Below are 26839 nucleotides of genomic sequence, written 5' to 3'. Positions count from 1 at the left end.
ATCTGCGCCGGCGGCGCCGACATGATCAACATCGCCAAGCAGATGGGCGAGTTCGGCCTGATCAAGCGCGGCATCGTGCCGGCGGCGCTGAACTGCTCGCTGACCAATATCCGCTCCATCGGGCTCGAGACCGGCCAGGGCATGGTCTATGCCGAGAGCTACTACTGGGACCAGACGGATGCGACCCGGGCCTTCGCCGCGCGCTTCCAGAAGCAGCACGGCCGGCCGCCGACCGCCTTCCAGGCGGGATCCTACGGTGCGATCGTGCACTACCTGAAAGCCGTGGAGGTGGCGGGCACGGATGCGACCGCGCCGGTCATGGCGAAGATGCGGGAGATGCCGATCAACGACTTCATGACCAAGGGCGGCGTGCTGCGGGCGGATGGCCGCGTGGTGCGCGACGTCTACCTGATGCGCGTGAAGGCGCCGAAGGAATCGCGCGGCGAGTGGGACCTGCTGCAGGTCGGCGAGACCATCAGCGGCGCCGATGCCTTCCGGCCGATGGACCAGGGCGGCTGCCCGCTGGTGCGAAGCTGAGCGAGGATCGTGAGTCGGGACGCGCCACGCGGCGGCAGCCGACTCACAGAGATATATGAGGGGGCTTGGGGAGAATACCTTCTCCCCAAACCTTGCCTGCTAGACCAGCGGCACGCCCTCCAGCGTGATGCGGTGCATCAGCCGCCGCTCCCCCTGGTAGTCGTTCGCCGCGTAGTGCCAGGTCGCGCGGTTGTCCCAGAAGGCGATGGAGCCTTCCCGCCATTGGAAGCGGCACTGGAATTCCGGCCGCTGCGCATGGCGGTAGAGGAAATCGAGCAGCCCCCGGCTTTCCTCGTCGGTCCAGCGCTCGAAACGCAGGGTAAAGCCGGGATTGACGTAGAGGGCCTTCCGGCCGCTGCCGGGATGGCGGATCACCACCGGGTGGATGGCGTCCTGCACCGCCTGCTCGGCATTGCGGTAGCGGCCATCCGCATGCGCCTCGGTCTGCACCTTCGGCCCGAAGACATGGCGGCTGGAATGCACCGCGCGCAGCCCCTCGAGCGTCGATTTCAGCCCCGCCGACAGCGCGTCATAGGCGGCGTACATGGAGGCGAAGAGCGTGTCGCCGCCGCGCGGGGGCAGCTCCGCGCCAGCAGGACCGAGCCCAGCGCCGGCACCTGGTCGTAGCTGTGGTCGGTGTGCCAGCCGCCGCCGATGTTCTTCGTCTGCCCCGGCTCCTTCCGCACCTCGGCGATGGCGGGATAGCCCTCGGCGGCGCGGAAGAAGCGGTTGATGTTGATCGGCGCGAACTGCTCGGCGAAGGCGATGTGCTGCTCCGGCGTCAGCGACTGGCCGTGGAAGAAGACCACGCCGCGGTCGAACAGCGTCTCGCGGATCAGCCCGACCGCCTCGGGCCCCAGCGGCGTGGCCAGGTCGATGCCCTCGATCGTCGCGCCGACAGCGCTGCCGACCGGCTCGACGCGGATGGAATTTCTCCAGCATGGCGGTTTCCTCGTTCTCCCAGGGGACCAGGGTGCCGGTGGCGGGGGCTCCGCCGCAAGCGGTGGTGTCAGTCGGGCTTAATGTCGGCGCGGCGGACCACCTCGCCCCAGCGGTCGATCTCGGCGGCGATGAAGGCGCCGGCCTCGGCCGGCGTGCCGCCAATCACGCGGGCGCCCTGCGCGGTGAAGCGCGCCGCGGTCTCGGGCTGCGCCAGGGCGTCGCGCAGCGCCGAAGACAGCACCGCCAGCCGCTCGGCCGGGATGCGGGCCGGCGCCATCACCGCATACCAGTTCTCCACCTCGACCCCGGCGATGCCGGCCTCGGCGACCGTCGGCACCTCGGGCAAGGCGGGCGCGCGCGCCGCGGCGGCCAGGGCCAATGCGCGCAGCGCGCCGTCCCGCACATGCGGCAGCAGCACCGAAAGGTCGAGGAAGGCCATGTCCACCTCGTTCCCCAGCAGCGCGGTGATGGCCGGCGCCGCGCCGCGATAGGCGACATGGACGATGTCGAGCCCGGCCCTGAGCTTCAGCAGCTCGGAGGCCAAGTGCGGCGTGCCGCCCGGCCCGGTGCTGGCGAAGGTCAGCTTGCCCGGCTGCTGCCGCACCAGCGCCAGAAGCCCGGCCATGTCGCGCACCGGCAGGCCGGGCCGGACCACCAGCAGCGAGGGCACGCCGGAGACCATGCCGACCGGGAGGAGGTCGCGCCGCGGATCGTAGGGAAGGCTCGGGATCAGGCTGACATTCACCGCGACCGCGCCGGTCGAGCCGAGCGCCAGGGTCAGGCCGTCCGGTGCCGCCTTGGCCACGGCATCGATGCCGACCGAGCCGCCGGCGCCGGAGCGGTTCTCCACCACCACCTGCTGGCCGAGCAGCGGCGCCAGCGCCTGCGCCACGATCCTAGCCGCGGCATCCACCGGCCCGCCCGGCGGGAAGGGCACGATCAGCCGGACCGGCCGGTCGGGGAACCTCTCCTGCGCCCGCGCCGTGAGCGGCGCCGCGGCCAGCGCGAAGGCGGCGCGCCGCCCGAATCCCTCTGCCATGTCCCGGCCTCCCCGCCGCCGAGTAGAGCCGCCGCTCGACTCCCGCGCAACCTACCCGCAGGCGTGGAAGCCACCCTCCGGCAGCGGCGCGAGCATGAGGATGCCGAGCAGCGCGACCCCCTCCCCGCCCGGCCGCACCACCAGTGCCGCGCCCTCCGGGAAGGCCCGCCCGGCGACCGCATCGCCCAGCACCATGATGGCCGGCGTGCGGTGCCCGACCAGCACGCGGTTGCCGCCCGGCGGCGCCGGCGCGGCGAATAGCCGGCGGTGCTCGGCAAGCACCCAGTCCAGCCGGGCAGCGGCGTGGTCGTCCGCCAGCAGGCCGTCGGTGACCTCGACCCGCGCCGTGCCGAAGGCAAGCTCTGCGGTGTCGCGGGCGCGGAAGACCGGGCCGGCCAGGACGGGCGCGGCGACGGGGATGCCGAGCGCCGCCATCCGGGCGCCGAGCCGCACCGCCTGGGCGCGGCCCTCCGGCGCCAGGTTGCGCTGCCCCGCGCGGTCGCCGATGCGGAAGCTGCGGTCGCAGGGCTCGCCGCGGGTATCGGCATGGCGGAAGAACAGCACCAGCCCGCCCTCGCGCAGCAGGGCGACCAGCGCCGCGCCCTCGGGCGCCTCGGCCGGAACCGGGCGCGGTCGGACCTGCGCCATGGCGGGGCCGGGCAGCAGGAAGGCAGGCAGCAGGCGACGGGGCAGCGGCACGGGCGCAGCTTGCCGCAGCCGAGGCTTCGGGCCAATCAGGATGCCGGGGAGAGAAGGACACGCAGCATGACGGATGCCTTGCTCGCGGGCGACACCGCGCTGGTCACCGGGGCCGCCAACGGCATCGGCCGCGCCACCGCCGAGGCGCTGGCGGCGGAGGGCGCCCGCGTCGTCCTCGCCGACCTCAATGCCGAAGCCGGGGAGGCGACCGCCGCCGCGCTGCGCCAAGCCGGCCACGACGCCCGCTTCATCGCCGCCGACCTCGGCGCGCCGGGCGGGGCGGAGACGCTGTTCGCCGCGGCGCAGGCGGCGCTCGGCCGGCTCAGCATCCTGGTGCATTGCGCCAGCCCGCGGCGGCAGGAGAGCGAGACGGCGCTCGAGGTCACGGCCGAGGCCTGGCGCGCCATGGTCGGGGTGAACCTCGAGGCCGGCTTCCAGCTCGGCCAGCTCGCCGGCCGGCACATGCGGGACACGCGGGCGGCGGGGCCCCCGGGCGCATCGTCTTCGTCACCTCCCTGCATGCGGAAAGCCCGCGCAACCTGCCGCACTACAGCGCCAGCAAGGCCGGGTTGACCATGGTGATGAAGGAGTTCGCCCGCATCCTCGGCCCGCATGGCATCCGGGTGAACGCGATCGCCCCGGGCGCGATCGCCGGCGGCGGCTTCCAGGCCAATCCGGCGCTGGCGGCGAAGATCGCGCTGGGACGGCTGGGCGGGCCGGAGGACGTGGCGCGCGCCGCAGTCGGGCTGCTGGCCGAGCGCTTCTCCGCCTACGTCACCGGCACGACGCTCGTGGTGGATGGCGGCCTGGCGCTGCACAACTGGATCGCCCCGCCGGCATGAGGCGCCACCCAATGCGGCGCCGCGCCCTGCTCGCCCTCGCGCCGCTGCTGGCCGCGCCGGCGGCGCGGGCCGCGGAGATCAGCCTCCTCAGCGGTGGTGCGGTCGAGCCGGGGCTGGCGGCGGCGGTCGAGGCCTTCCGCGCCGCGGGCAGCCCGCCGGTGCGGATCGCCTACGCCACCGCGCCGCAGCTGCGGGAGCGGATTCTCGGCGGCGAGACGCCCGACATCCTGGTAGCCCCGCTGGCCCTGCTGGCCGAGTTCGGCGGCCGGCTCTCCGGCCCGGTCGTGCCGCTCGGCAAGGTCGGCGTCGGCGTGGCGGTGCGGCCCGGCGCGCCGGAGCCGGCGATCCGCGATGCCGAGACGCTGCGCGCCGCGGTCGAGCAGGCCGATGCGCTGGTCTTCAACCGCGCCTCGACCGGGCTCTACATGGACCGGCTCTTCGAGCGGCTGGGGCTGACGGCGGTGGTGGCGCCCAAGGCGCGGCGCTACGCGACCGGCGCCGAGGTAATGGAACACCTGCTGCACGGCACGGGGCGGGAAATCGGCTTCGGGGCGGTCACCGAGATCAGGCTGGTGCCGGGGCTGCGCTATCTCGGCCCGCTGCCGCCCGGGCTGCAAAATACCACCGCCTATGGCGCGGCGGGGCTGCCCGGCCGCGACGGTGCCGCGCTGCTGCGCTTCCTGACGGGGCCGGAGGCGCGGCGCGCCCTCGACGCCGCGGGCGTCGAGGGGTGATGGTCACACAGCGTGGGGACGAACCCCCACGCCAAGGATATTCCGCGGACCGGATTCACGCGTCCGGGCGTCGCCGCCCTTCCGCGATCCGGTCCGGCCTCAGAGACCCGCCTGCGACACGAACTTCGTGTTGAGGTAGGCCTCGATCGCCTCCGACCCGCCTTCCGAGCCGTAGCCGCTGTCCTTGATGCCGCCGAAGGGCACTTCCGGCAACGCCAGGCCGAGATGGTTGATCGTCATCATCCCGCTCTCGACCTTGGCCGCGAGCGCGTTCGCGGTCTTGGCGCTGCGGGTGAAGGCGTAGCTCGCCAGGCCGTAGGGCAGCCGGTTGGCCTCCTCGACCACCTCGTCGAAGTCCTTGAACGACGCGATCATGGCGACCGGGGCGAAGGGTTCCTCGTTCATCATCCGGGCGTCCTTGCCGACGCCGGTCAGCACGGTCGGCTGGTAGAAGTAGCCCTTGTTGCCGATCCGCTCGCCGCCGGTGCGGACCTCGGCGCCGCGCTGCCGCGCATCGGCCATCAGCCCGTCCACCCAGGGGATGCGGCGGTCATGCACGAGCGGGCCCATCTGGGTCCCCTCCTCCATGCCGTTGCCGACCTTGATCGCCTTGGCGGCGGCGACGAACTTGTCGACGAAGGGCTCGTACATCGCCTCCTGCACCAGGAAGCGCGTGGGCGAGACGCAGACCTGGCCGGCATTGCGGAACTTGGCCGCCGCCAGGGTCTTCGCCGCGAGGTCGAGGTCGGCATCGTCGAAGACGATCGCCGGCGCATGGCCGCCGAGCTCCATCGTCACCCGCTTCATGTGCTTGCCGGCCAGCGCCGCGAGCTGCTTGCCCACGGGGGTGGAGCCCGTGAAGGTCACCTTGCGGATCACCGGGTGCGGGATCAGGTACTCGCTGATCTCGGCCGGGTCGCCATAGACCAGGTTCATCACGCCGGCCGGCAGGCCGGCATCGGCGAAGCAGCGGATCAGCTCGGCCGGCGAGGCCGGCGTGTCCTCCGGCGCCTTGACGATGATCGAGCAGCCGGTGGCGATCGCCGCGGAGAGCTTGCGGACCACCTGGTTGATCGGGAAGTTCCAGGGGGTGAAGGCGGCGACCGGGCCGACCGGCTCCTTGATCACCAGCTGGTAGATGCCCTCGGCGCGGGCCGGGATGACGCGGCCATAGGCGCGGCGGGCCTCTTCGGCGAACCAGTCGATGACGTCGGCGCCGGCCAGCACCTCCATCTTCGCCTCGGGCACCGGCTTGCCCTGCTCCTGCGTCATCAGCACGGCGATGTCGCCGGCGCGGGCGCGCAGCAGGTCGGCGGCCTTGCGCATCAGCTTCGAACGCTCGAAGGCCGAGACCTTCTTCCACAGCGCGAAGCCCTTGTCGGCCGCCTCGAGCGCCTCGTCCAGGTCGTCCTTGCCGGCATGCGCGAAGGTGCCGATCACCTCCTCCGTCGCAGGGTTGAGGACCGGTGAGGAGCGGCCGGAGCGGGCATTGCGCCATTCGCCGTTGATGTAGAGCTGGACATTCGGATAGGCCATTGGGGTCTCCTCCATCCCCGGCCTGGGGCCGGGGCGATCTGGGGGCCGCACTTTGGCCGCGCCGGGCGCCGCGGGCAATGGGGCCGCCCGAGCCGCCTCGTTATATTCCGCCGGAGTGAACGATTAAGGCCGGTGCGGCGTCAGACCAGGGCATGCAGCCGTGCCGCCAGCGCGTCGTGCTGCCTCGCCAGGTCTGCCGCATAGCGCAGCGCCATCAGCCGCGATGCGCGGGCCAGCCCGGCCCGGAAGGCCGCGCTGTCGCGCCAGGCGCGCATCAACGCCACCACCTCCGGCACATCCGCGGCGCGGTGTCCCGGATGCTCCGCCGGCAGGCCGGAGAAGGCGTGCCGGGTGCCGAGCACCGGCCGGCCATGCGCCAGCGCCTCTACCGTCTTGATCTTCAGCCCGGTGCCCGGGACCATCGGGTTGAGCACGCAATCGACCGATTGGTAGAAGTCGGCGGGCTCCGGCACCTGCGGCATCAGCAGCGGCGCGCTGGCCAGCGCCAGGTCGCGCCGCTGCAGGATCCGCCCGGCCAGCAGCCAGGGCAACCCGACCTCTCCCAGCAGCGCCGCGTCGAGCGCGCGGACCGAGGCGAAGTTCCAGGGATTGGCGCTGCCGAGATAGCCGAAGGGCGCCCGCAGGCGCTGCGGCGGCGCGGCCTCGAGGAAGGCGAGCGGCGGCAGGTGACCGACGGTCGCCACCGGCGTCGGGCTGCGCTGCCGCAACGTCTCCGCCTCCTCCTCCTGGACCGCCAGCACGAGGTCGGCGCGGCCGAGCCCCCGCCCCTCCTCCTTGACCGAGGTGAAGAACCAGGAAGGGTCGATGCCGGCCGCCAGCGCCACCAGGTGCCGGTCGCCGAACAGGTCGTGGGTGTCGATGATCCGGTAGGCCCCGGGCACCGCCTCCAGCACCCGCGACATCCAGACATAGTTCACCAGCACCGCGTCATAGCGCCAGCGGCGCTGCAGCGCCGCCACATGCTCGACCACCGCGGCGTCGCACCAGTCGTCGAGCGCCCAGAGGCCGGGCATGCCCATCGGCCCGGTCGGCACCGGCGGCAGGACGTGCAGCGCGTGCCAGAACCCGGCCATTGCCGCGCGCTGCGCCGGGCTGCAGCCCTCGGTCGCGTAGTAGAGGAAGTCGCAGGCCACGCCGCGCGCCATCAACGCCGCGCCGAGCGCCTGGATACGGGCCGGATTGCCCTGGTCCGCCGGGTGGGACGGCGCCGGCGAGACCACCAGCAGCCGGGGCGCCCGGCCCGCGCCGGGGCTCATGGCCCGACCTCCAGCCCGAGCAGCGCCGCGCCGGGCGGCGACGCCTCCGGCAGCGCCAGGCCGACCACCGCGGCGCGGTCGGGCCGCAGCCGCACCGGAGCCTCCAGCAGCCATTCCATCCCCGCCGGCCGAAGCTGGGCGTCCAGCCGCAGGCCATCGAGGAACAGCCCCGGCATCAGGTCCGGGTTGATCCCCCGCAGCCGCAGCCGCAGCCAAGCCGGCCGGGCCGGCAGCGCGCCCAGCAGCAGCCGCACTTGCCGCGCCATGCCCAGCGGCAGGTCCGGCCCCGCGGCGAGGATCGGGAGGTCGTGCGGCAGCGCCGCGCCCGGCAGGCGCAGCGGCGGCAGCTGCTCCGTGCCGAGCGACAGCATGCCGAGGCTGGCCAGGTGCTCCATCACCATCCGGCCGCCGACCTGCCACTGCGCGGCGCCGCCGAGATCCGCCGCAAGGCGCTGCGCCGCGTCCTGCAGCCGGCCGAAGACCGGCTGGAGCTGTGCCGCCGGCAGCAGGAGGTCCCAGCGCTCGATCCGGGCGACGCTGCCGCCGAGCAGCATGATGCGGCCGCGCGGCGGGCCGGGCGGCGGGGCCATGCCTTCGGTCTGGCCGTGCTGCAGCAGCATGGCCCCGGCCGCCAGCAGCGGGGCCATCGCGGCGGGGCCGGCCCGTCCAGCACCAGCAGCGGCGCGCCCGCCCCGCCGAGCACCGCCGGCGCGCCCGCCAGCACCGCCGCATCCGCCGCCGCATCGAAGCCGCAGACCGGCAGCCCGGCCGGCCCCTGGCGAAAGCGGCGCAGCAGCGCGGCCTCGGCCGGCGGCAGCGCGGCGGGATCGGCGACGCCGCAGCGGGCGCCCGGCCACCACGGGAAGACACGCCCGGCGGGCAGGCCGAAATCGAGCAGCGGGGCCTCCGGCAGCGCTTCCCGCAGCAGGCTGGCGAGGACCGCGGCAGCGCTCATGGCGCGTCGCCGAGCTCGAGGTCGAGCAGCAGGCCGGGCTGCGGCGCGGCCTCGACCCGGACCGCGCGCAGCCGGGCGGCGCGCGGCAGCAGCCCGCCCAGCAGCCCCGGCCGGTCGAGCGTCAGGTCGGCCAGCGCGGCGAGGTCGGGCACCGCGAGCAGCAGCCGGCAGGCGCCCCGCCGCCCGGCGACCGCGGCCTCGAGGTCGCCGGTCTGCAGCCCGGGCCCGGCCTCGACCACGAGGCGCGGCACCGGGCCGCGCGGCGCGGCCGCCGCCACCGGGCGGGTGAGCGTATCCTCGATGACGTCGCGGTAGCGCGCGGCGACGCCCGGCAGCGCCATCTCCGCCTCGGCATGGCGGCGGCCGCACGCGCCGATCGCCGCGGCCCGCGACGGCTCGGCCGCCAGCGCACGCAGCACCTGCGCCAGCAGCCCGACGCTGCCGGTCAGCGGCAGGTGCAGCACCGCGTCGCGCGGCAGCTCGGCATAGGCGGCGGTGTCGGAGACGATGCAGCAGGTGCCGGCGGCGAAGGCGCGCGCAAGCGAGCCGGAGCTCTCGCCGACCGATGGGAAGCGCAGGTTCACCAGCACATCCGCCGCGGCGATGTGGTCGTCGAGCGCCGCTTCGTCGAGATAGCCGGTGACCGTGGCCACCGCCGCGACCGCGGGCCGCTCGGCGATCGCCGCGCTCAGCGCGTATTCCTCCGCCCGCTCGGCGCCGGCATGGATCCAGCGCGGCGCGGCGCCCTGGCCGATGGCGATGGCGAGCGCCTCGATCAGCCAGTCGAAGCGCTTGGCCGCGGTGGCGAAGCCGGCGGTCAGCACCAGGAACCCGTCCTGCGGCAGGCCGAGCCGGGCCCGCGCCGCGGCGCGGTCGGGCATCGCGCCGGGCGGCAGGAAATGCGGGATGACCGCGACATGCGCCGTCGCCGCCGGCCCATGCGACAGCCGCAGCCGGTTGCGCGCATAGGCTGAGTGCACGACGACGGCGCGCGAGCGCGCCAGCACCTCGCCGGCCAGGTCGAACAGCAGGTGGTTGGCGCGGGTCTGGATGCCGTGCTCGCGCTGCTGCCGCGCGTAGACCGCGGCGAGGCCAGGCAGCGCGGCCATCATCCCGGCGCGGATCGTCGCCGAGATCCGCGCCCATCGTCTCGTGCAGGTGGAGCAGGCCGGGATCGTGCAGCGTGGTCACACCAGGCATGCCGCGCAGCCCGCGCAACACGAAGCCATGGCCGGGGTTGTTGCCGAGCTGGTGCAGCACGCGCGGGCCGGCGTCGCGATGCGCCAGTGCCGGATCGATCACCGGGATGCCCGCGGGCGCCAGGCCCAGCCAGTCCTCGCAGGCGGCCCGGCAATCGTAATGCGCGGCCAGTCCGCCGAGCAGGCAGGCACTGTAGTCGGCGATCCCGTTCCGCTCCGGCGGCAGGGGCGTCCAGACGGTCAGGCCGTTGCGCGCGGGCGTCATCGGAAAGGGGAATGTCCAGGCAGCGTCGTCATCGGGCGGTTAGGCCGCGCACCGGTTGCTGTCCAGGGAACTCGTTCCTTGTGGCGGCCCCGGTGTCATGGTAGCGCGCCGCGATGGATGGCATCCAGGCTGGCTATTTTCCGTTCCTCGCCGTCGGCTTGAGCCGCGACGGCCTCAGCCTGCGGACCATCCGCGCCTTCGGCAGCGACGCGCCGCTGCGGCTGTACTGCCGCGGGATCGAGGTCGGGCGATGCCGGCTCGACGGTCCGCTGCGCGAAGGGGCGGTGATCGACATCCCGGTCGAACGCCTGCCGCGGGTGCCCCTGCCGGCCGAGCTGCGGCTGGCGACGGCGCCCGATGGCCCCGACCTGGCGGCGCCCTGGCGAATCGACTCCGCGGAGGCGGCGCTGTCGCTGCTCGGCCCGCCCGACATGCGCATCGAGGACCTGCGGCTCGACCACGGTGTGCTGCGCGGCACGGGAAGGGAGGCACGCAACGGCCTGCTCGACCCGGTGCTCTATGCCCGGATCAACGGCGCGGGGGCGCGCATCGTCGCGGCCGATCCGCCGATCGCGCTGCCCGAGGGCGGCTGCGCCTTCCGCTTCGCCATGCCGATCCTGCCGGCCGACCTGACCGAAGCCGGCCTCTCCGTGACGCTGATGCTGGTCGGCCAGGATGCGCCGGCCGGCAGCTTCGCCTGGGGCCGCAGCGGCGTGGGCGAGGCCGAACGGCGGCTGGCCGAGCTCGAGGGCCGCATCCGCCAGATGGAGGACGAGGCCGCCGCCGCGCAGCAGGCGCTGCAGGCGACGCTGCAACGGCAGTTGGCGCTGCAGCAGGAGCGGATCGATGCCTTCGTCGTCGCCGCGGCGACGCCTGCTGCTGGACCGGCTGGCCGCCGCCCCGGGCCGCGAGCCGGATGCGCTGCGGGCGCTGCTGGAGACCGCCGGGCCGGTCCGGGCCGGCGATCCGGCCCTGGACCTGACCGCGCGGCAGCTCGCGGTGCCGCCCGAGGGCGGCGCTGTTCGGCGCCGGCTGGCACCGCGAGGAGATCTACCCAAGCGGCAGCTTCCGCTGGATGGGACCGCGCGGCCTGCTGCTGAACCCGGCGCCCGACCGGCGGGTCGCCAGCGTCACGCTCGATGTCTGCCACCTCTACCGGGCCGACGCGCCCGCGCTCACCGCGCAGCTCGATGCGGCAGCGGCCGAGGTGGTGGTGCGCGCGCAGGGCGACGGCGCCTTCGCGGTGCGGCTGACCCACCCCGAGGGTCCGCAGCCCCTGCGGCTGCTGCGGCTGGCCAGCCTGACCGGCGGCAGCCCGGCCGAGGACGGCGCCAGCGGTGACCGGCGGCAGCTGTCCTTCGCGGTCTCCCGCGTCGTCTTCGAATACGCCGACTAGGTCGGACCGCGGGAGGGCATGGACGCCCGGTCGCGTGAACCTGCCACCGAAACAACGCGCTGCAGCGGCGCCGCCCGACGCGTTGACCCGGCGGGGCTTTGGGCGGAGTTTTCCGACCCAGGGCAAAGCCAGGGGACGCGGCATGGAACTCAACGGTATCGCAGCCCTCGTCACCGGCGGCGGCTCCGGGCTCGGCGCCGCGACGGCCGAGGCGCTGGCGGCGGCCGGGGCCCGCGTCGTGGTGCTCGACATGCGCGCCGAGGCGGCCGAGGCCGTGGCCGCCCGGATTGGCGGGGTCGCGGCGGCTGGCGACGTGGCCGATCCCGCGGCGGTGGGCGCGGCGCTGGATGCGGCGGCGAAGCTCGGGCCCATCCGGCTCGCGGTCTCCTGCGCCGGCATCGCGCCGCCGGCCCGCGTGGTCGGCCGCGACGGGCCGCACGACCTGGCGCTGTTCGAGAAGGTCATTCGCGTCAACCTGATCGGCACCTTCAACCTGCTGCGGCTGGCCGCCGAGCGGATGCAGGCGGAACAGCCCGCCGGTCCCGACGGGGAGCGCGGCCTGATCGTCAACACCGCCTCGATCGCGGCCTATGAAGGCCAGTTCGGCCAATGCGCCTATGCCGCCAGCAAGGCCGGCGTGGTCGGGCTGGCGCTGCCGGCGGCGCGCGAGCTGGCGCGGAGCGGCATCCGGGTGATGACGATCGCGCCTGGGCTGATGGAGACGCCGATGCTGGCCGGCCTGCCCGACCCGGCGCGCGACGCCCTGCTGAAGCTGCCGCTCTTCCCGAAGCGGCTGGGCGAGGCCGCGGATTTCGCCCGGCTCGTGCTGGCGATCGCCGGCAACCCGATGCTGAACGGGGAGGCCATCCGGCTCGACGGCGGGCTGCGGCTGCCGCCGCAATAGGGCCGCGGCGGCATGCTCGGCGGGCTCGGCGCGGCGCTGGCGGCGACCACCGCGGCGCAGGCGCTGGCGACGCTGACCGTCTTCCTGCTGCCGGTCCTGGCCCCGATCGCCGCGCGCGACCTCGGCGCCGCACCGCACTGGATCGGCTGGCAGGTGGCCTGCGTCTACCTCGCCGCCAGCGTGACCTCGATGCTCTCGGCCGGGGCGCTGCGGCGCTTCGGCTCGGCCCGCTGCACCCAGCTGGCGCTGGCGGCGGCGGGGCTCGCCTGCCTCGGCGTGCTGGCCGCGGGGCTGGCGGGCGCGGTGCTGGGCTCCTTCCTGATCGGCTTCGGCTATGGCCTGACAAACCCGGCGGCCACCGAGGTGCTGGCCCGGCTGGCCCCGCCGCGCCGCCGCAACATGGTCTTCGCAGTGAAGCAGACCGGGGTGCCGATCGGCGGCGCCCTGGCCGGGCTGCTGCTGCCCTCGCTCGCCGCCGGGCTCGGCTGGCGCGGCGCGGTGCTGGCGGTGGCCCTGCTGCTGCTGCTTGCGGCGCTGGGCTTCGGCGCCTTCCACCGCCCCTGGGCGGCCGAGCGTGACCCGGCGGCGCGGCTCGGCGCTGGGGCCGGCGGCGGCTGGCGGGCGCTGCGCGACCAGCCTGGCATGGCCGGGCTGGCCGCCATCTCGGCGCTCTATTCCGGCTTCCAGCTGGCGCTCGGGGCCTACACCGTGACGATGCTGGTCGAGGAATCGGCTGGAGCCCGGTGGCGGCCGGCGCCGTCGCGGCGGTCACCCAGGCGATGGGCGCCGCGGCCCGGCTGGGCTGGGGCGTGGTCGCCGATGCCTGGGGCGACGGTATGCGGACCCTGGCGGCGATCGGCGCCGTCACCGTCGCCGGTGGCCTGCTGCTGCCGCTGGCCATGGCCTGGCCCGAGGCCGCGGTGGTCGGGCTGTTCGGCCTGCTGGGCGGCAGCGCCGCCGGCTGGAACGGGGTGCTGATGGCCGAGGCGGCGAGGCTGGCGGCGCCCGGCCGCGCCGGGGAGGCAGCGGGCGGGGTGCTGGCCGTGGCCTTCGCCGGAGTCGTGGTCGGCCCTTCCCTGCTTGGCGGCCTGATCGGCATGGCGGGATCCTATGCCACCGGATTCGCCCTGCTGGCGCTGCTGCCGGCTGCAGGCGTGGCGATTGCCTGGCGAAATTCGCGTCCTGCGCGCTGAATTCCGGGCTGTATTCGGCTTTTGTTAAGAAAATGTGCGTTTACGCACATTCACGAACTTGTGATTTGAGTAAGGATTGGCGCTGCGCGTGCCGCAAACCCGGCCGCGCCGCACCCATGGGAGACGCGCATGGCCAGCCATGGCTTCGACAACGCCGACACCCCCGCCGCCGCCGTGGCCCGCCGCCGCGGCTCTATGTCATTGCCCGCAGGTCGCCCTTCCCCTGGTTGCGGGTGCGCCGCCTGGACGCGGCCGACCGCGCCGCGCTGCGAGCACATCTGGGCCGGCTGGCCGCGGCCGGGCTGGCCGGCGGCCTGCCGGTGCCCGACCCCGCCGGGATCGCCGCGCTCTGCGCCGCGGTCGACTTCACCCGCCTCGTCGCCTATGGCGCCTTCGCCGGCAATGCGGTGGTCGCCCTCGCCTGCGCGGTGCCGGAGCGGCGCGGGCCGGAGGTGATCGCCACCGAGGAGGCCGACTACCGGGGACGCGATCTCGGTGCGATGCTGGCCTCCCAGGTGCGCGGCGCCGGGCCGGGTGGGATGGCCTCGGCGCCCTGCCCCGTCGAGGCGGAACCCGGGCTGCTGCGGCTGCTCCGCGCCGTCGGTTGCCGGGCCGGGCAGGATGCGGCGCCGGACCTGGCCCTCGCCCAGACCGCCTGAGATCCTGGGCACGGGGGTCGGCCCGCTCAGGCGGCGGGCGATGGCTCCGCGGCCACGACCACCTTGGCGGCCGAGAGCGCGGTGATCTCTGCGGCGGCATAGCCCGCCTCGGCCAGCACCTCGGCATTGTGCTCGCCCAGCCGCGGCGGCTGCCGGCGCAGGGTAACCCGGCCGCGGCCCTCGCCGAACTCGAGCGGCAGGGCGGGCAGCCCAACCTGGGCGCCGCCGCCCAGCGCCGAGATCGCCGTCTGCAGCAGCCCGCCCCCGGCCAGCAGATGCGGGTCCTCGAACAGGTCGGCCGGCTTGCCAACCGGCGCCCAGGAGATGCCGGCGCCCTCGCAGAGCGCCTCGACCTCGGCCTGTGGCAGCCGCCCGAGCACCGCCTGCAGCGCCGGCAGCAACCAGGACCGCTCCTTCGCCCGCTGCGCGTTGGTCGCAAGCCGCTGGTCGGCGGCAAGCTCGGCCAGGCCGAAGGCCCGGGTGAAGCGGGCCCATTGCTGGTCGCTGGTGACGCCGATGAAGAGCTCCCCGTCGGCGGCCTGGAAGACGTCGTAGATCCCCCAGGCGCCGCGCCGCGCCGGCATCGGCGGCGGCGGCTCGCCGGTGGCGGCGGCGCCGGCCATGTGGCTGCCCATCAGGAAGACCGCGCTCTCGAAGAGGGATGAGCAGACCCGCTGCCCCTGCCCCGTGGCGTCGCGCTCGCGCAGCGCCGCCAGGGTCGCGGTGACGCCGAAGACGGCGCCGAGGATGTCGATGATCGAGGCGCCGGCGCGGAGCGGCCGCCCCGGCGGGCCGGTCATGTAGGCGAGGCCCGACTGGAACTGCACCACCTCGTCGAGCGCGGGCCGGTGCTCGTAGGGCCCGGCGAGGAAGCCCTTCAGCGCCAGGTAGACCAGGCGCGGGTTGACCGCGCGCAGCTGCTCCCAGCCGCAGCCGAGGCGTTCCATCGTGCCCGGGCCGTAATTCTCCAGCACGATGTCGGCCTGGGCCACCAGCCGGTGCGCGGTGGCCTGTCCCGCGGCGGATTTGAGGTCGAGCGCCAGGCTGCGCTTGTTGCGGTTGAAGGTGGCGAAGAAGCCGGAGGCGAAGCCGGGCAGCCGGCGGGTGTGGTCGCCGGCCGGTGCGGGCTCCACCTTCACCACGTCGGCGCCGAGATCGGCCAGCAGCAGCCCGGCGCAAGGGCCCATGATGGTGTGGCTGAACTCGAGGACCTTGAGCCCCCGCAGCGGCTGCGGCCCGGCCGAAGGCTGCGGCCGATTCACGCTCTGCGCCTCCGGCGCGCCGCGATCGGACGCAGTCATGCCGCCTGCCGGCGGAAGGCGTCGAGGCTGCCGGCGCGCAGCAGCTCGGAGGGCAGCGGGTGGCCGACGATGCGCTCGGCCATGCGCCCCACCTCGATCAGCGCGTCGAGGTCGATGCCGGTCGCGATGCCCATCTCCTCGCAGAGCAGGGCCAGCTCCTCGGTGCAGATATTGCCCGCCGCGCCCTTCTGCCCGGCGAAGGGGCACCCGCCGAGGCCGCCGACGGTGCTGTCGAATTTCGTCACGCCGAGCCGGAGTCCGGCATGCGCATTGGCGACCGCGAGGCCGCGCGTGTCGTGCAGGTGCAGGCCGATGCGCATCCCCGGCCAGCGCTCGCGCACCGCGCCGACGCCGCGCTCGATCCGGATTGGCGTCGCCCAACCCATCGTGTCGGCCAGCGAGATGTCGGTGATGGCGACGCCGGCCTCGGCAGCGACGGCCAGCCCGTCCGCCACGGTCTGCACCACCTGGGCCGGCGAGATGTCGCCCTGGTAGTTGCAGCCGAAGGCGGCCATGACGCCGAGCCGCGTCACCGGCACGCCGGCGGCCTGGTGCGCCGCGGTCTGCTTGCGCATCGCCTCGAGGTTCTCGGCATGGCCGCGGTTGAGGTTCTTGCGGGAGAAGGCATCCGAGGCGGCCAGCGAGATCGACCCGGTGAGCGTCAGCCGGTCGGCGAAAGCCAGCGCCCGCCGGAGCCCGTTCTCGTTGAACCAGAGCGCGGTGTAGTGCACCCCCGGCCGCGGCGCGAAGCCGCCCGCCACGGCCTCAGCATCCCCCAGCCCGGGACCAGGCGGGTGTTCACGAAGGAGCAGACCTGGATGTGGCGCAGGCCGGTCGCCGCCAGCGCCTCGACCAGGGCGACCTTGTCGGCGGTCGGGATCGGCCGGGCTCGATCTGGAAGCCCTCGCGCGGGCCTTCCTCATGGATGTCGACATGGCTTGGGAGATCGGACATGGGCGCCCTCCGCTGGCGGAATTTGGCGGCGAGAGTGGCGCGGGGCGCGGGGCGGCGCCAGGGGGTGGTCCGGCGTTTCGGCGCGCCCCACCTTGCCGCCCGGGCGCCCGCCCGGCACAAGGCGGGGACGCCAGGAGGAGACCAAGCGATGAGCGCCGCCGTGAAGACCCGCGACGAGGGCAGCCTGCCGACCCTCGCCATCGCCGGCAGCCGCGCCACGCTGCACCTCAACCGCCCCGAGGTGATGAACCGCGTGCAGCCCGAGGACATCGTCCGCATCCTGGCGCTGCTGGCCGAGGTCGAGGCGAACCCCGCGATCCGGGTGCTCGTCCTCGCCTCCACCGGCAAGGCCTTCTCGGCCGGGGCGCACCTGCACGGCATGGCGCAGCAGGCCGCCGCCGGCGGGATCAAGGACACCCCCGGCGCCACCTTCGAGGACATGATCAACCGGCTCGAGATGCTCTTGATCCCGACCATCGCCCGGCTGCATGGCGGGGTCTATGGCGGCAGCACCGATCTCGCCCTGGCCTGCGACTTCCGCGTCGGCGTCACCCCGGCAACCGTGATGTTCATGCCCGCCGCCCGGATCGGCGTGCACTATTACGAAAGTGGGCTGCGCCGCTACGTCTCCCGCCTCGGCTTCAACAATGCCAAGCGTCTCTTCATGCTGGCCGAGGAGCAGAGCGCCGAGGAGTTGCTGCGGATCGGCTACCTGACCGACCTCGTCGCCCCGGCCGAGCTCGATGCGCGGATCGATGCGATCGCCGGCCGGCTCGGGGAGCTCGCGCCGCTGGCGGTGCAGGGGGCCAAGCGCGCGATCAACGAGATCGGCCACCAGGCGCTCGACGTGCCGGCGCTCGAGGCGCGGATGAAGGTGGCGAAGGACAGCGCGGATATCCGCGAGGACTCGCCGCCTTCCGGGAGAAGCGGAAGCCGGTGTTCAAGGGGCGGTAGCAGGGCGGGGGCTTGAACCGCGCATCGCCGGGCGAACATCCCGACCGTGGGGACGAAGGCCAGGTCGAGCCCGGCCCGGACGTGTCGCGGGCGATGCCGATTGCCACTGGTAGCCGGCCACCCAGGCGAGGAAGCGATGGACGAATTCGATTGTGTCGTGGTCGGTGCCGGCGTCGTCGGCCTCGCGGTTGCCCGGGCCCTGGCATTGGCCGGGCGCGAGGTGCTGGTGCTCGATGCCGCCGAGGGCATCGGCACCGAGACCTCCTCCCGCAATCCGGAGGTCATCCATGCCGGCATCTACTACCCCGCCGGCAGCCTGATGGCCCGCGCCTGCGTCGAGGGCAAGCACCGGCTCTATGACTACTGCCGGGAGCGCGGCATTCCGCACACCAGGTGCGGCAAGCTGATCGTCGCCACCGACGAGGCGGAGGCGGAGAAGCTCGGCTCCATCCAGGCCCGCGCCGCCGCCAATGGCGTGCCCGACCTGACCATGCTGACGCGCGACGAGGCCCTGGCGCTGGAGCCGGAGCTGCACTGTACCGCGGCGCTGCTCTCGCCCTCGACCGGCATCATCGACAGCCACGCCTATATGCTCTCGCTGCAGGGCGACGCGGCGGATGCCGGCGCGGTCTTCGTCTTCCACGCGGCGGTCCTCGGCGGCCGGGTGACCGAGGATGGTGTGGTCATCGAGGTCGGTGGCGACGAGCCGATGGCGCTGCGCTGCCGCACCCTCGTGAACGCCGCCGGCCTGCATGCCCCGAAGCTGGCGCGGCAACCTGCACGGCATGCCGAGCCAACTGGTGCCCACCGCCTACTACGCCAAGGGCAACTACTTCACCCTGACCGGGCGCAACCCCTTCTCCCGCCTGATCTACCCGGTGCCGGTGCCGGGCGGCCTCGGCACCCACCTGACCATCGACCTCGGCGGCCAGGCCCGCTTCGGGCCGGATGTCGAATGGGTGCAGGAGATCGACTACGAGGTCGACCCGCGACGCGGCGACAGCTTCTACGCCGCCATCCGCCGCTACTGGCCGGCGCTGCGGGATGGTGCGCTGGCGCCGGGCTACAGCGGCATCCGGCCGAAGATCGTGCCGCCCGGCGCACCGGGGCAGGATTTCACCATCATGGGCCCGGCGGCGCATGGAGTGCCGGGGCTCGTCCACATGTTCGGCATCGAAAGTCCCGGGCTCACCGCCTCGCTCGCCTTGGGCGAGTTGGTACGGGATGTCGTCGCGGGGGAATGACCGGCTGAGGCCTCGCTCGCGTAAATGTCAGTAAACGATTGAAAATACATCAAACCAATCGCCCATTCGCCATCGACCTGTAATATGATGCGGAGACATTGCACCCAGACGGTTCGAAGCTTCGGGCCGGGTGACCGCACAGGAACAAGCACGTGGCGCAGGGCCTCGACCTACTTACCTACCTGACCGGCGAGCCGGGGCCCGGTGTCGCCTCGCCGCGGGTCGGCGATGCGATCGAACTCCGCCTGCTGAGCGGCGGCCGGGCGATCGGCGCCTTCTCCGCCGCCGGCGAATGCCTGGGCCGCCTGCCACCGGCGGAGCGTGACGCCTTTGCCGAGCTGATGCCGGCCGGCCGGCTCTCCTATCCCGGCCGCATCTCCGCCCTGGTCCCCCGTCCGCAGCTGCAGGGTGCCGGCCGGATCCACATTCGGGTCAGTGCCGGCTGAGGCGGCCTGACGCTCGCGGCCCTGGCCTCAGGTGAAGCGGTTGGCGCTGGCCTGCGAGGTGCGCCGGCGCCTCAGGCTCCCGGCCGCCCGGCATTGGGGAAGAACAACTGCTCCCCGCCGATCCGATAGGCGGCAATCGCCGCCTGGCCGGGCGGGCCGACCAGCCAAGCGATGAAGCGCTCCGCCTCGGCCGATTTCACATGCGGGTGCCGCGCCGGGCTGACCGCCATCACGCCATATTGGTTGAACAGCCGCTGGTCGCCCTCGACCAGGACCCGCAGCTCCTGCCGGTTGCGGAAGGCCAGCCAGGTGCCGCGATCGGCAAGCAGGTAGGCGTCCTGCGCCGCGGCGGTATTCAGCGCCGGCCCCATCCCCTGCCCCACCTCGCGGTACCAGGCGCCCCGCCCGGCGGCGGGATCGATCCCGGCCAGCTGCCAGAGCCGCAGCTCCGCCGCATGGGTGCCGCTGCGGTCGCCACGGGAGACAAAGGGCGCGCCAGCGGCGGCGATCCGCCGCAGCGCGTCGGCGCTGTCGGACATCCCGGCGATGCCGGCCGGGTCGGCCGCCGGGCCGACCAAGACGAAGTCGTTGGTACATCACCGCATGGCGTGGCCCGCCCCAGCCCTCGGCGACGACTTTCTCCTCCGCCGCCCGGTCGTGCACCAGCAGCGCGTCCGCATCGCCGCGGCGGCCGACATCCAGCGCCTGCCCGGTGCCGAGCGCCACCACCCGCACGCCGATCCCGGTCGCCGCGGTGAAGGCCGGCAGCAGGTGGGCGAAGAGCCCCGACTGCTCGGTGCTGGTGGTCGAGGCCACGGTGATAAAGCGCTCCTGCGCCGCCGCCGGCAGGCAGGGCAGCAGGAGGAGCAGGGCGAACAGGCTTCGGCGCAGGAGCATGTGCGTCAGATGCGGCCGGCAGCCCCGGCCGCAACGCCGCAGGCGCTTGACGGCATGGCTTCGTCTGCCGGGATTTGCCGGCTGATGCCGGATGTCCTGACCCTGCGCGAGGCCGCCGCCTGGCTGCGCCTCTCCCGAGCGATCCCTGTACGAGCTGGCGCGGCAGCGCCGGGTGCCGGCGGCCCAGCTCGGCGGCAAGTGGCTCTTCCCCCGCGCCCTGCTCGAGCGCTGGCTGGCCGCGCAGGCCGACCCGCCGGGAGCCGGGTCGCGCACTCCCCACCTGCCATCCTCGCCGGCAGCCACGACCCGCTGCTCGACTGGGCGGTCCGGCAATCCGGCTGCGGCCTGGCGCTGCGCGGCGGCGGCAGCCTGGACGGGCTGGAGGCGCTGGCCCGGGGCGAGGCCATGGTCGCCGCGACCCACCTGATCGACCCCGACAGCGGCGCCTTCAACGAGCCGGCGGTGCGCGCGGCCCTGTCCGGCCGCGGCGCGGTGGGCGTGGTCTGGGCTTGGCGCGAGCAAGGGCTGATCGTCCCCCGGGCAATCCGCTTGGCTCTCGCCGGCATCGCCGACCTGGCCCGACCAGGGCTGCGGGTGATCGGCCGGCAGCGCCGCGCCGGCAGCCACGCGCTGCTCCTGCACCTGCTGGCGGAGGCCGAGCTGCGGCTTGATCAGGTCGGCTTCCTGTCCGACCCTGCCATGGCGGAGGACGAGGTGGCGGCGGCGGTGGCGGAAGGCCGCGCCGCGGCCGGCTTCGGCATCCGCGCGCGCAGCAGCGGCCCGCGGCCTCGGCTTCGTGCCGCTGCTGCGGGAGCGCTTCGATTTGGTGATGGACCGGCGGAGCTATTTCGAGGCGCCGGTGCAGGCCCTGCTCGGCTTCGCCCGCGATCCGGCCTTCGGCGCCCGCGCCGCGCGGATGGGCGGCTATGACACCGCGGGGACCGGCAGCGTCGCCTTCAATCTCTGAGCGTCACCACAGGACCAGGACGCTCAGGGCGAGGCCGACCCAGAGGACCGAGGACAGCATCGCCGCCAGCAGGATGCCCCGGGCGGCGGCATCGGGCGGCGCCGTATCCTCCGGCTCCGCTGGCATTGTCCACGACATGGCGCTGTCTCCGCTTGTCGGTCGAAGCCATCCTTTGTTGAAGGCCTTGGCGGGCCTCGCCGCCCGTTTTGCCAGCCTGGGGGTTATCCAACTGTGAATGCCCGCCCCGGCTCCGCTTTCGCGGGGTCGGGTCGCCAGGATCATGCCCCGCCACAATCCGGCCGCAAGCGCGTCGCAATCCGGCACTTCCCTTGGGGCACAAGACGTCTATCCGGAAGCGAACCGGCCGATCGGCCAGCCCGCCTTCCGGCGGATAGGGACATGCCAGAAGCGGCCATCCGGCCGCCTGGTTCGAGGAAGGTCGGGCCGCCATGCTTGGCGTTGATGCTCTATGAGCCGATGGTTTCCGAGGTCGCCGGCCCGAGCCTGGCACATGCCAGCCTGGGACATCCCGGTGCGGCGACCCTCGGGCGCGCCTCGGCGCGGCCGGCCAGCCTCCAACCCCTGCTGAAGCGGGGGCTCGACATCCTCGGCGCCGGCCTGCTGCTGCTGCTGGCCGCCCCGGCCTTCGCGCTGCTGGCGCTGCTCATCCGGGCCGATGGCGGCCCGGTCTTCTACGCGCATGAGCGGGTCGGCCGCGGCGGCCGCCGGTTCGGCTGCCTGAAGTTCCGCTCCATGGTCACGGACTCGCAGGCCCGGCTCGCCGCCCTGCTCGAGGCCGACCCGGCCGCCCGGGCGGAGTGGGAGGCGACCCGCAAGCTGCGCGACGACCCGCGCGTCACCCGCACCGGCCGCTTCCTTCGTGCCACAAGCCTCGATGAGCTGCCCCAGCTCATCAACGTGCTGCGCGGCGAGATGAGCCTGGTCGGCCCCCGCCCGGTGGTCGCGGCCGAGCTGGCGGCGCATTACGGCGCGGCGGCGGAATACTACCTCTCTGTGCGCCCCGGCATCACCGGGCTATGGCAGATCAGCGGCCGCAGCGAGACCAGCTACGACACCCGCGTGGCGCTTGACACCCGCTATGCCACCAACATGTCGGTCTGGACCGACCTCCGCATCCTGCTGCGGACTCCATTGGTGGTCCTGTCGCGCCGGGGCGCCTATTGATCTGCGCCCCTTGACCCTGGCGAGCGGGGCTGCCACGCCCCGCCCGTTCGGCGCCCACCGGCCTGGGCCCGCCTGCCTGGATTGACCTTCGGCCCGCCCTCGTGGCCCGGCCCCGTGCCGGAAAGGTATCGATGGACCAGCCCGAAGCCCGCACCCGCGCGCGCGCCCTGCTCACCGGGATCGCCTGGAACGCCGCCGGCCGCGGCCTGCCGCTCATCCTCGCTTTGGTGCTCACGCCGTTCCTCGTGCACCAGCTCGGCCTGGAGCGTTGGGGCCTCTTCACCCTGGCGCTGGCCCTGGTCGGCGTCTTCGGTGTCTTCGACTTCGGCGTCGGCCAGGCGCTGACCCGTGCCCTGTCGGAACGCATCGGCCAGGGCCGCGGCGAGGAGGCCGCCGGCCTCGTCGGCGCGGCCCTGGCCTGCCTCGGCGGCTTGAGCCTGGCGGTTGCGGCCGGCCTCTGGCTCGGCGTGCCGCTGCTGGTCGAGCGGGTGCTGAACGTGCCGGCCGCGCTGCAGCCGCAGGCCATCGCCGCGATGCGCGTGCTGGCCGCGGCGGCGCCGCTGGTGGTGCTGAACGCCGCGCTCTGGGGCGTGCTGGCGGCCTATCAGCGCTTCCGCGCCGCCAACCTGGCCACCATCCCGGTCAACATCTTCTACTATCTCGGCCCGGTCCTGGTCCTGCTGGTCTGGGACGACCTGATGGCGGTGATGCTGACCCTGGTCGCGGTGCGGCTGGCCAATACCCTCTCCTACCTGTTCCTGCTGCGAGGCCTGGTGCGCCGGGTGCTGGCGACTCCGCTGCGGCTCCGCCTGGTGCTGCCGCTCCTGCGGCTCGGCGGGTGGATGACCTTCTCCGGCCTGCTGGTGCAGGCGCTGCTCTATGCCGACCGCTTCCTGATCGGCGCGCTGCTCTCGCTGGCAGCCGTCGCCTGGTACGCCACGCCGCTCGACCTCGTGCTGCGCGTCTGGATGGTGCCGGTCGCGGTGTCGCAGACCCTGCTGCCGGCCTTCGCCTCGGCCTATGCCACGCTGCCGCAGCAGACCGTCGCCCTGCTGCGTCGCGGCAGCCTGCTGGTGATGGGCCTCGTGCTGCCGATCGCGCTGGTGCTGGCCGGGGCCGGCGACCGTATCCTCGGCCTCTGGCTCGGGCCGGATTTCGCCGCCGGCGGCGGGCTGGTGCTGCGGATCCTGGGTGTCGGGATCTATTTCTCCTGCCTGGCCTACGTGCCCGGCGCGCTGATCGACGCGATCGGCCGGCCCGACCCTGACGGCGCGCTTCGCGCTGCTCCAGGCCGTGGTCTACCTGCCGCTCGCGGCGCTGATGGTGGTCTGGCAGGGGATCGAGGGCGCCGGCATCGCCTGGACGCTGCGCTGCCTGGTCGATTGCCTCGGCAAGCTCTGGCTCGCCGCCCGGCTCTATCCGCAGGCGCGGGATGGCGCCATCCGGCTGCTGCCCGCCCTGTCTGTGGCGGGCATCGGCCTGGCGCTGATGCCGGCCATCGGCTCGCCTCCGGCCCTGCTGGCGGTCGGGATGCTGGCACTGGGCAGCTTCGCCGGGTTGGCCTTCCGTTCGCTCGACCCCGGCGAGCGCGGCCGGATCCGCGATGGCCTGCGGCATCCGGGCGGGCTGCTGCGTCTCGGTGGGGCCGGCTGATGGCGCTGGCGATCAATGGCCGCTTCCTGGGGCAGCGGGTGACCGGCGTGCAGCGCTTCGCCACCGAGATCTGCCGCGAGCTTGACGCCCTCGCCGGCGCGTACCGTTTGGCCGATGCCAGGCTGCTGCGACCGGCAGGCGGGCCGCCCTCACCCTTCGGCAACCTGGCGGAGGAAGCCTCCCCCTGTTGCGTGGCCAGGCCTGGGAACAATCCGAGCTGCCGCTGCGCGCCCGCGGCCGCACCCTGGTCAACCTGGGCAACACGGCGCCGCTCGCCGCCGGGCGGCACCAGCTGGTGGTGATCCACGACGCCGGCGCCTTCGACACGCCGGAGAGCTACTCGACCGCCTTCCGCGCCTGGTACCGCGCGCTGCACCTGGCGCTGCCGCGGGTCGGGGCGCGGATCGTCACCGTCTCGGAATTCTCCCGTGGCCGGATCGCGGATCACCTGAAACTCGACCCCGCCCGCATCGGCGTGATGCCGGAAGGCGCCGAGCATATCCTCCGCGCCCCGGCCGAGGCCGGCGTGCTTGCGCGCCATGGGCTCGTCCCCGGCCGCTACGCGCTGGTGGTCGGCAATCCGGCGGCGCACAAGAACCTGGCGGCGCTGGCGGAATGCGCCGGGCTGCTCGGCCGGCACGGCTGCCTGCTGGCGGTGGCGGGCGCCGCCGACCCGGCGGTGTTCCGCCAGGGGAGCGAGGCCGCCGGCGAGGCGGTGCGGGCGCTGGGCCGGGTCAGCGATGCGGAGCTGCGGGCGCTCTACGAGATCGGCGATCTGCCTGCTGTTCCCCTCCCGCTACGAGGGCTTCGGCCTGCCGCCGCTGGAGGCCATGGCGTGCGGTTGCCCGGTGATCGCCGCCGCCGCCGGCGCGGTGCCCGAGGTCTGCGGCGAGGCGGCGCTCTGGTTCGACAATGACGGCGCGCGTCGCCTGCCGGCCATGCTCGGCCGGTTGCTGGAGGAGGAAGGCCTGTACGACACCTTGCGTGCCCGCGGCCTCGAGCGTGCCGCGCGCTACACCTGGCGCGGCGCCGCCGAGGCGGCTGCTGAAGCTGCTGCCCGAGGAGCGCGGCACGTGAAGGTCGCCATCGTCCATGAATGGCTGGAAAGCTATGCCGGCTCCGAGCGCGTGGTCGAGCAGCTGCTGGAGATCTGGCCGCAGGCCGACCTCTTCGCGGTCTGCGACGTGCTGCCGGATACCGAGCGCGGCTTCCTGCGCGGCCGGCCGGTCCGCACCAGCTTCATCCAGCGCCTGCCCTTCGCGCGGAAGCACTTCCGTAAGTACCTCGGCCTGATGCCGATTGCGGTGGAGCAATTCGACCTGGCCGGCTACGACCTGGTCATCTCCTCCAACCATGCGGTCGCCAAGGGCGTCATCACCGGACCGGGCCAGCTGCATGTCAGCTACGTTCACAGCCCGATGCGCTATGCCTGGGACCTGCAGCACCAGTACCTGCGGCAGGCGGGGCTCGAGCGCGGGCCGATGGCGCTCTACACCCGCTGGCTGCTGCACAGGATGCGGCACTGGGACCGCTCCTCGGCCGCCGGCGTCGACAGCATCGTCGCCAACAGCCGCTACATCGCCGAACGGATCGAGAAGGTCTGGAGGCGCTCCGCGGCGGTCATCCACCCGCCGGTCGATGTCGAGGGCTTTCCGCTCGGCGAGACGCGGGAGGGCCATTACCTGATCGCCGCCCGCATGGTGCCCTACAAGCGGGTCGAGTTGGTGGTGGAGGCGTTCCGCGCCATGCCGCAGCGCCGGCTGGTGGTCTGCGGCGACGGCCCAGGCGCCGCCCTCGTGCGCCAGGCCGCCGACGGCGCGCCGAACATCACCTTGCGCGGCCGGGTGCCGCAGGATGAAGCTGGTGCGGCTGACCCGCACCGCCCGCGCCTTCGTCTATGCCGCCGAGGAGGATTTCGGCATCGGCATGGTCGAGGCGCAGGCCTGCGGCACGCCGTTGATCGCCTATGGTCGCGGCGGCGCGCGCGACATCGTCCGGCCGGAGACCGGCATCCTCTTCCCCGAGCAGAGCGCGGCCGCAATCGCCGCGGCGGTGGAGCGCTTCGAGGCGCTGTCGCCCGCCATCGATCCCGCGGCGTGCCGGGCGAATGCGCTGCGCTTTTCCGCCGCGACCTTCCGCGATCGGTTCCGCGGGCACCTCGAGGAGCTGCTGGCGGAGCGTGCGGCGGCATGAAGTCAGCCTGGTCGTCCGCGACGCGCGGCCGCGACCGCGAGCTGGACGCGTTGTTCGAGAGCCTGGCGGCACAGCGCCACCCAAATCTCGAGGTGATCGTGGTCGACCAGAATGCCGACGACCGCCTGGCGCCGGTGATGGCGGCCTGGCGCGACCGGCTGGCGTTGCGCTGGGAACGCACGGTGCGGGCGCATGCCAACCACGCGCGCAACCTCGGACTCGCTTTGGCGCGCGGCGACATCGTCGGCTTCCCGGACGACGATTGCAGCTTTCCGCCGGGCGTGCTGGCGCGGGTGCTCGACGCCTTCGCGGACCCGGCGCTGGCGATCCTGACCGGCCCGGCCGCCTCGCCGGAGGGCGGCCTCGGCTCCGGCCGCTGGCGCGCGGAGGCCGGCCCGATCGACGCTGCCAATGTCTGGACCAGCGTCATCGAATTCAACCTCTTCCTCCGCCGGAAGGTGGCACTGGCGCTTGGCGGCTTCGACGAGCGGCTCGGCCCCGGCACGCCGCTCGGCTCGACCGAGGGCAACGACCTGGTGCTGCGCGCCGTCCGCGCCGGACATGTGGCGCGCTACGACCCGGCGCAGCGGATCGTCCATCCCGACAAGCGGCTGACCCCGGTCGCGGTCGAGCGCGCCGCGCTCTATGCCCGCGGCATGGGCTTCGTGCTGCGGCGGCATGCGGTGCCGGCCGGCGTCTGGCTGCCCTTCATGGTGCGCCCGCTCGGCGGCATCCTGGTCAGCGCGCTGCGCGGACGGATGCTGGCGGCACGCTACTACGCCGCCACGCTGCGCGGCCGGTTGGCCGGCTTCCTCACGCCCGGCGCGGCGGCGGGCCTGCCGCTGCCCGCCCTGGCGGAGCGCTGACC

29 protein-coding genes and 5 pseudogenes are annotated in these 26839 nt (G+C 73.9%); 22 read left to right on the top strand and 12 right to left on the bottom strand.

Annotated features, from left to right (window positions below; genetic code table 11):
• The first annotated feature begins 21 nt into the window (after positions 1-21).
• Positions 22-537, top strand: a complete 516-nt coding sequence (locus ACQ86J_RS37765; RefSeq protein WP_431269503.1) for an ABC transporter substrate-binding protein — start codon at positions 22-24, stop codon at positions 535-537.
• Positions 538-636: 99 nt separating this feature from the next.
• Here ACQ86J_RS37765 and ACQ86J_RS37760 read toward each other — a convergent pair.
• The 3 genes and pseudogenes from ACQ86J_RS37760 to ACQ86J_RS37750 form a co-directional block, all read right to left on the bottom strand.
• Positions 637-1397: pseudogene (locus ACQ86J_RS37760) on the bottom strand (TauD/TfdA dioxygenase family protein).
• A gap of 149 nt (positions 1398-1546) precedes the next feature.
• Positions 1547-2518 carry a Bug family tripartite tricarboxylate transporter substrate binding protein gene (locus tag ACQ86J_RS37755; protein ID WP_431269502.1) on the bottom strand — a complete coding sequence of 324 codons (972 nt, stop codon included), beginning with the start codon at positions 2516-2518 and terminating at the stop codon, positions 1547-1549.
• 51 nt (positions 2519-2569) lie between these two features.
• Entirely contained in the window at positions 2570-3217 is a 648-nt protein-coding gene (locus ACQ86J_RS37750; protein WP_431269501.1) for a histidine phosphatase family protein, read from the bottom strand.
• 66 nt (positions 3218-3283) lie between these two features.
• Between ACQ86J_RS37750 and ACQ86J_RS37745 the strand changes: the two genes are divergently transcribed.
• Genes ACQ86J_RS37745 through ACQ86J_RS37735 form a run of 3 tightly spaced genes read left to right on the top strand, consistent with a single transcriptional unit; the run spans position 3284 to position 4793 of the window.
• Positions 3284-3790, top strand: a complete 507-nt coding sequence (locus ACQ86J_RS37745) for an SDR family NAD(P)-dependent oxidoreductase (RefSeq protein WP_431269500.1) — start codon at positions 3284-3286, stop codon at positions 3788-3790.
• A complete protein-coding gene (locus ACQ86J_RS37740; RefSeq protein ID WP_431272686.1) occupies positions 3715-4059 on the top strand; it encodes an SDR family NAD(P)-dependent oxidoreductase in 345 nt (114 codons plus the stop codon). Before ACQ86J_RS37745 ends, ACQ86J_RS37740 begins: the two co-directional genes overlap by 76 nt.
• An 11-nt stretch (positions 4060-4070) precedes the next feature.
• Positions 4071-4793, top strand: coding sequence for a substrate-binding domain-containing protein (locus ACQ86J_RS37735; protein WP_431269499.1), 723 nt, complete (start codon positions 4071-4073; stop codon positions 4791-4793).
• Between the two features lie 99 nt (positions 4794-4892).
• On the opposite strand, the gene ACQ86J_RS37730 is transcribed toward ACQ86J_RS37735, so the two are convergent.
• From ACQ86J_RS37730 to ACQ86J_RS37715, 4 genes are all read right to left on the bottom strand, one after another.
• Entirely contained in the window at positions 4893-6329 is a 1437-nt protein-coding gene (locus ACQ86J_RS37730) for an NAD-dependent succinate-semialdehyde dehydrogenase (RefSeq protein WP_431269498.1), read from the bottom strand.
• Between the two features lie 140 nt (positions 6330-6469).
• Positions 6470-7606, bottom strand: coding sequence for a glycosyltransferase (locus ACQ86J_RS37725; protein WP_431269497.1), 1137 nt, complete (start codon positions 7604-7606; stop codon positions 6470-6472).
• The gene (locus ACQ86J_RS37720) at positions 7603-8253 is read right to left on the bottom strand and encodes a hypothetical protein (RefSeq protein ID WP_431269496.1); all 651 of its coding nucleotides are present in this window, start codon (positions 8251-8253) and stop codon (positions 7603-7605) included. The genes ACQ86J_RS37725 and ACQ86J_RS37720 overlap by 4 nt, the downstream gene beginning before the upstream one ends.
• A gap of 304 nt (positions 8254-8557) precedes the next feature.
• Positions 8558-9673 carry a glycosyltransferase family 4 protein gene (locus tag ACQ86J_RS37715; RefSeq protein WP_431269495.1) on the bottom strand — a complete coding sequence of 372 codons (1116 nt, stop codon included), beginning with the start codon at positions 9671-9673 and terminating at the stop codon, positions 8558-8560.
• A 465-nt stretch (positions 9674-10138) separates the two neighbouring features.
• Here ACQ86J_RS37715 and ACQ86J_RS37710 point away from each other — a divergent pair, with 465 nt between their 5' ends.
• From ACQ86J_RS37710 to ACQ86J_RS37685, 6 genes are all read left to right on the top strand, one after another.
• On the top strand, positions 10139-11125 hold the full coding sequence (locus tag ACQ86J_RS37710; protein ID WP_431269494.1) for a hypothetical protein: 987 nt from the start codon (positions 10139-10141) through the stop codon (positions 11123-11125).
• Entirely contained in the window at positions 11101-11421 is a 321-nt protein-coding gene (locus ACQ86J_RS37705; RefSeq protein WP_431269493.1) for a hypothetical protein, read from the top strand. The genes ACQ86J_RS37710 and ACQ86J_RS37705 overlap by 25 nt, the downstream gene beginning before the upstream one ends.
• 142 nt (positions 11422-11563) lie before the next feature.
• Entirely contained in the window at positions 11564-12325 is a 762-nt protein-coding gene (locus ACQ86J_RS37700; RefSeq protein WP_431269492.1) for an SDR family NAD(P)-dependent oxidoreductase, read from the top strand.
• A 12-nt stretch (positions 12326-12337) separates the two neighbouring features.
• Positions 12338-13303: an MFS transporter gene (locus tag ACQ86J_RS37695; RefSeq protein ID WP_431269491.1), complete on the top strand. Its 966-nt coding sequence runs from the start codon at positions 12338-12340 to the stop codon at positions 13301-13303.
• Positions 13225-13518: a hypothetical protein gene (locus tag ACQ86J_RS37690; RefSeq protein WP_431269490.1), complete on the top strand. Its 294-nt coding sequence runs from the start codon at positions 13225-13227 to the stop codon at positions 13516-13518. Before ACQ86J_RS37695 ends, ACQ86J_RS37690 begins: the two co-directional genes overlap by 79 nt.
• A 116-nt stretch (positions 13519-13634) precedes the next feature.
• A complete protein-coding gene (locus ACQ86J_RS37685; RefSeq protein WP_431269489.1) occupies positions 13635-14177 on the top strand; it encodes a hypothetical protein in 543 nt (180 codons plus the stop codon).
• A gap of 26 nt (positions 14178-14203) precedes the next feature.
• On the opposite strand, the gene ACQ86J_RS37680 is transcribed toward ACQ86J_RS37685, so the two are convergent.
• Positions 14204-15439 (bottom strand): CaiB/BaiF CoA transferase family protein, encoded by a 1236-nt coding sequence (locus tag ACQ86J_RS37680; protein ID WP_431269488.1) that lies wholly within the window; start codon positions 15437-15439, stop codon positions 14204-14206.
• A 35-nt stretch (positions 15440-15474) separates the two neighbouring features.
• Entirely contained in the window at positions 15475-16239 is a 765-nt protein-coding gene (locus tag ACQ86J_RS37675) for a hydroxymethylglutaryl-CoA lyase (protein ID WP_431269487.1), read from the bottom strand.
• A gap of 341 nt (positions 16240-16580) precedes the next feature.
• Between ACQ86J_RS37675 and ACQ86J_RS37670 the strand changes: the two genes are divergently transcribed.
• The 4 genes and pseudogenes from ACQ86J_RS37670 to ACQ86J_RS37655 all read left to right on the top strand — a co-directional run bounded on the left by ACQ86J_RS37670 (position 16581) and on the right by ACQ86J_RS37655 (position 19076).
• On the top strand, positions 16581-17402 hold the full coding sequence (locus tag ACQ86J_RS37670; protein WP_431269486.1) for an enoyl-CoA hydratase/isomerase family protein: 822 nt from the start codon (positions 16581-16583) through the stop codon (positions 17400-17402).
• 120 nt (positions 17403-17522) lie between these two features.
• Positions 17523-18338: pseudogene (locus tag ACQ86J_RS37665) on the top strand (NAD(P)/FAD-dependent oxidoreductase); the annotation flags it as partial.
• Positions 18265-18630, top strand: a complete 366-nt coding sequence (locus tag ACQ86J_RS37660; protein WP_431272685.1) for an FAD-dependent oxidoreductase — start codon at positions 18265-18267, stop codon at positions 18628-18630. The pseudogene ACQ86J_RS37665 and the gene ACQ86J_RS37660, both read left to right, overlap by 74 nt.
• A gap of 152 nt (positions 18631-18782) precedes the next feature.
• Positions 18783-19076, top strand: coding sequence for a hypothetical protein (locus tag ACQ86J_RS37655; protein ID WP_431269485.1), 294 nt, complete (start codon positions 18783-18785; stop codon positions 19074-19076).
• Between the two features lie 71 nt (positions 19077-19147).
• On the opposite strand, the gene ACQ86J_RS37650 is transcribed toward ACQ86J_RS37655, so the two are convergent.
• The gene (locus tag ACQ86J_RS37650; protein WP_431269484.1) at positions 19148-19615 is read right to left on the bottom strand and encodes a substrate-binding domain-containing protein; all 468 of its coding nucleotides are present in this window, start codon (positions 19613-19615) and stop codon (positions 19148-19150) included.
• Between the two features lie 118 nt (positions 19616-19733).
• Positions 19734-19973 (bottom strand): annotated as a pseudogene (locus ACQ86J_RS37645) (substrate-binding domain-containing protein); the annotation flags it as partial.
• 9 nt (positions 19974-19982) lie between these two features.
• On the opposite strand from ACQ86J_RS37645, the pseudogene ACQ86J_RS37640 reads away from it, so the two are divergent.
• Together ACQ86J_RS37640 and ACQ86J_RS37635 are read left to right on the top strand one after the other, a co-directional pair.
• Positions 19983-20681: pseudogene (locus ACQ86J_RS37640) on the top strand (substrate-binding domain-containing protein); the annotation flags it as partial.
• Between the two features lie 88 nt (positions 20682-20769).
• The gene (locus tag ACQ86J_RS37635) at positions 20770-20940 is read left to right on the top strand and encodes a hypothetical protein (protein ID WP_431269483.1); all 171 of its coding nucleotides are present in this window, start codon (positions 20770-20772) and stop codon (positions 20938-20940) included.
• A gap of 3 nt (positions 20941-20943) precedes the next feature.
• Here the strand turns inward: ACQ86J_RS37635 and ACQ86J_RS37630 are convergent, their stop codons facing one another.
• Positions 20944-21078 carry a hypothetical protein gene (locus tag ACQ86J_RS37630; protein WP_431269482.1) on the bottom strand — a complete coding sequence of 45 codons (135 nt, stop codon included), beginning with the start codon at positions 21076-21078 and terminating at the stop codon, positions 20944-20946.
• A gap of 261 nt (positions 21079-21339) precedes the next feature.
• Here ACQ86J_RS37630 and ACQ86J_RS37625 point away from each other — a divergent pair, with 261 nt between their 5' ends.
• The 6 genes and pseudogenes from ACQ86J_RS37625 (at position 21340) to ACQ86J_RS37600 (ending at position 26837) form a co-directional block, all read left to right on the top strand.
• Positions 21340-22125: a sugar transferase gene (locus ACQ86J_RS37625; protein ID WP_431269481.1), complete on the top strand. Its 786-nt coding sequence runs from the start codon at positions 21340-21342 to the stop codon at positions 22123-22125.
• A 131-nt stretch (positions 22126-22256) separates the two neighbouring features.
• Complete coding sequence (locus ACQ86J_RS37620) at positions 22257-24080, top strand: flippase (RefSeq protein ID WP_431269480.1); 1824 nt, start codon at positions 22257-22259, stop codon at positions 24078-24080.
• On the top strand, positions 23966-24694 hold the full coding sequence (locus ACQ86J_RS37615) for a hypothetical protein (protein WP_431269479.1): 729 nt from the start codon (positions 23966-23968) through the stop codon (positions 24692-24694). The genes ACQ86J_RS37620 and ACQ86J_RS37615 overlap by 115 nt, the downstream gene beginning before the upstream one ends.
• A pseudogene (locus tag ACQ86J_RS37610) lies at positions 24591-25364 on the top strand (glycosyltransferase); the annotation flags it as partial. The gene ACQ86J_RS37615 and the pseudogene ACQ86J_RS37610, both read left to right, overlap by 104 nt.
• A gap of 268 nt (positions 25365-25632) precedes the next feature.
• A complete protein-coding gene (locus tag ACQ86J_RS37605; RefSeq protein ID WP_431272684.1) occupies positions 25633-25971 on the top strand; it encodes a glycosyltransferase in 339 nt (112 codons plus the stop codon).
• The gene (locus tag ACQ86J_RS37600) at positions 25968-26837 is read left to right on the top strand and encodes a glycosyltransferase family 2 protein (RefSeq protein WP_431272683.1); all 870 of its coding nucleotides are present in this window, start codon (positions 25968-25970) and stop codon (positions 26835-26837) included. Before ACQ86J_RS37605 ends, ACQ86J_RS37600 begins: the two co-directional genes overlap by 4 nt.
• The last annotated feature ends 2 nt before the right edge of the window (positions 26838-26839 follow it).

Source organism: Dankookia sp. P2 (genome assembly GCF_050632255.1).
Lineage (GTDB): Bacteria > Pseudomonadota > Alphaproteobacteria > Acetobacterales > Acetobacteraceae > Paracraurococcus.
Note: the sequence above shows the minus strand (reverse complement) of the source record. Positions and strands in the feature narration are given on the sequence as shown.